The sequence below is a fragment of the Rhizobacter sp. P2_H2 genome (genome assembly GCF_056403375.1).
On record NZ_JBFUFP010000649.1, the window covers coordinates 1 to 3143 of the forward strand.

At 70.1% G+C, this 3143-nt stretch carries 4 protein-coding genes; all 4 read left to right on the top strand.

Annotated elements, in window-relative coordinates:
* On the top strand, window positions 1-1226 hold a 1226-nt coding region (locus AC1D15_RS24025; RefSeq protein ID WP_477827948.1), incomplete at its 5' end, for an efflux RND transporter permease subunit.
* Window positions 1223-1876 (top strand): protein-L-isoaspartate O-methyltransferase family protein, encoded by a 654-nt coding sequence (locus AC1D15_RS24030; protein WP_477827949.1) that lies wholly within the window; start codon window positions 1223-1225, stop codon window positions 1874-1876. The genes AC1D15_RS24025 and AC1D15_RS24030, both read left to right, overlap by 4 nt.
* Window positions 1877-1898: 22 nt before the next feature.
* Window positions 1899-2237 (top strand): rhodanese-like domain-containing protein, encoded by a 339-nt coding sequence (locus AC1D15_RS24035; protein WP_477827950.1) that lies wholly within the window; start codon window positions 1899-1901, stop codon window positions 2235-2237.
* Between the two features lie 32 nt (window positions 2238-2269).
* Window positions 2270-3143, top strand: an 874-nt coding sequence (locus tag AC1D15_RS24040; protein WP_477827951.1) for a TolC family protein, incomplete at its 3' end; no start/stop codon positions are given.

Sequence of the window (3143 nt, forward strand, 5' to 3'; positions counted from 1 at the left end):
ACATCGGCCCGACCGACCTCGGTGGCGGCAAGAGCCTGCAGTTCTCGATCCAGGGCGCCGACCTGGCCGAACTCGCGCGGCTGTYGGCCCAGCTCGACGTGAAGCTGCGCGCCATTCCCGGCCTGGTCGACCTCGACACCACGCTGAAGCCCGACAAGCCGACCGTCGCGATCGACGTGAAGCGCGACGCCGCCTCCGACGCCGGACTGAACGTCAACGCGCTCGCCAACAGCCTGCGCACGCTGGTGGCCGGCACCACGGTGGGCAACTGGCGTGCGCCCGACGGCGAGAACTACGACGTGAACGTGCGCCTCGCGCCCGACAGCCGCAACACGCTGGAAGACCTGCAGCGCCTGCCGATCAACGTCGCCGCGGCGGCCGACGGATCGGCGCGCTCGGTGCGGCTGTCGCAGGTGGCCGACATCACGCCGTCGACCGGCCCGAACCAGATCAACCGGCGCGACCTGAACCGCGAGATCAACATCGACGCGAACGCCTACGGCCGCAGCTCCGGCGACGTGTCGGCCGACATCCGCCGCGCGCTCGACACCATCGCGTGGCCGCCCGGCTACCGCTACGTGTTCGGCGGCTCGACGAAGAACATGAACGAATCGTTCGCGTACGCCGTGGGTGCGCTGGCACTGGCGGTGGTGTTCATCTACATGATCCTCGCGAGCCAGTTCCGCAGCTTCCTGCAGCCGCTCGCGCTGATGAGCTCGCTGCCGCTGACGCTGATCGGCGTGGTGCTCGCGCTGCTGATGTTCCGCTCGACGCTGAACATGTTCAGCATCATCGGCATCGTGATGCTGATGGGGCTGGTGACGAAGAACGCGATCCTGCTGGTGGATTTCGCGATCCGCTCGCGCGCCGGCGAGCACCGCGGCGAGCACGGGCTCGACCACGACGAGCCGCCGATGACCCGCGAGCAGGCGCTGCTGCATGCCGCCGAGGTGCGGTTGCGCCCGATCCTGATGACGACGCTCGCGATGATCTTCGGCATGGTGCCGCTGGCGTTCGCGCTGTCCGAGGGCTCGGAGCAGCGCGCCCCGATGGGCCAGGCGGTGATCGGCGGGGTGATCACCTCGTCGCTGCTGACGCTGGTGGTGGTGCCCGTCATCTACTGCTATCTCGACGACCTCGCGACATGGGCCAGACGCAGGTGGGCGCCCCCTAAAATGCCGGGTTTGCCCCAACCCCAGCCTGCTTCCGGAGGAACGCCGCCATGAACGTCGAACAAGCCCGCTTCAACATGATCGAGCAGCAGATCCGCCCGTGGGACGTGCTCGACCCCGGCGTGCTGACGCTGCTGGGCGTGATCAAGCGCGAGGATTTCGTGCCCGCCGCCTACCGCGCGATGGCCTTCATGGACACCGAGGTGCCGCTGCCGGGCGGCCAGCAGATGCTGGCGCCGCGCGTCGAGGCCCGGCTGCTGCAGGAACTGAACGTGCGCCGCCACGAGCGCGTGCTGGAGATCGGCGCCGGCTCGGGCTACATGGCCGCGCTGCTGTCGCACAAGGCGCGCCAGGTGGTCACGCTGGAGATCGTRCCCGAGCTGGCCCGCCTGGCCGCCGAGAACCTGCGCCGCGCCGCGGTCGCGAACGTCAACGTGGTCGAGGGCGACGGCTCGAAGCGGCTGCCGACGGCCGGTCCGTTCGACGTGATCCTGCTGTCGGGCTCGGTCGCCGCGGTGCCGCAGGCGCTGCTGAACGAGCTGAAGGTCGGCGGCCGCCTCGCCGCGATCGTCGGCCAGGAGCCGGTGATGCGCGCGACGCTGGTCACGCGCGTCGGCGAGGCCGAGTTCCGCAGCGTCGAGCTGTTCGACACGGTCGCGCCGCGGCTGCTGGGCTTCGACGAGCCGTCGCGCTTCCATTTCTGATCGGCACAGGACACACCGCGACATGCAACAGGTTCGAGTCACCGACGTGCACGCGCTCCTCGCGAGCTTCGGCCCCGACACCCGGCCGGTGATCCTGGACGTGCGTGAGCCGTGGGAGGTGCAGACCGCCGCGCTCGCCGTGCCGGGCGTGCCCACCGTCTGCATCCCGATGCGCGAGATCCCGCAGCGCCTGGCCGAGCTCGACGCGGCGCAGCCCATCCTGGGTTTGTGTCACCACGGCATGCGAAGTCTGCAGGTCGTCGCATTCCTCGAGCGCGAGGGCCATGCCGACGTGTACAACATCGCCGGCGGCATCGACGCGTGGTCGCGCGAGGTCGACGCGTCGGTGCCTCTCTACTGATTCCTGATCACCCATCCCGCAAGGAACGTCCCATGTCCGCTGTGTCCCTGACCCGTTTGCCGAAGCCGAGCCGCCTGATGCTGGCCTGCGCCGTCCTGTTCGGTGCCGTGCCCTTCGCGCAGGCGCAAAGCCTCGCCGAGCTCTACGACACGGCGCGCGGCTACGACGCGACCTACCTGGCGGCGAAGGCGCTGGCCGAGTCGACGCAGTCCCGGGCCGACCAGGTGCATGCGCTGCGCCGGCCGAAGGTCCAGGCCCAGTTGCAGGCCGGCCGCAGCGACAGCGAATCGCCGGCCAGCGGCGATTCGACCGGCACCTCGACCACGGGCGAGCTGAGCGCGTCGCAGACGCTGTTCAACCGCGCCAATGACAAGTCCATCGACCAGGCCGACCTGGGTGTCGAAGTCTCGCGCGCCGACCTGGAGACCGCCGAGCAGGAGCTGATCGTGCGCGTCGCGCAGACGTATTTCGACGTGCTGGCGGCGCAGGACGCGCTGGCCACCGCACAGGCCAACAAGAACGGGATCGCCGAGCAGCTGGCCTCGGCGAAGCGCAACTTCGAGGTCGGCACCGCGACCATCACCGACACCCGCGAGGCGCAGGCGCGCTTCGACCTGGCCCGGGCGCAGGAGATCGCGGCCGACAACGACCTGCGCACCAAGCGCATCGCGCTCGACCAGTTGGTCGGTCGTGACGGCGTCACGCCGAAGCCGCTGGCGACCCCGGTCGCGCTGCCGGCCACGGCACCGGACAACGTCGAAGCCTGGGTGTCGCAGACCGACACCGCGCCGACCGTGCGCCGCGCGCAACTGGGCTACGACATCGCGAAGCTCGAGACCGAGAAGGCGCGTGCCGGCCACCTGCCGACGGTCGACCTGGCCGGCAGCTACAGCCGGGGCCACGCCT

Bases quoted from the DNA above. Each gene is read 5' to 3' on its own strand.
- AC1D15_RS24035 (WP_477827950.1), top strand. From the start codon at position 1,899: ATGCAACAGGTTCGAGTCACCGACGTGCACGCGCTCCTCGCGAGCTTC.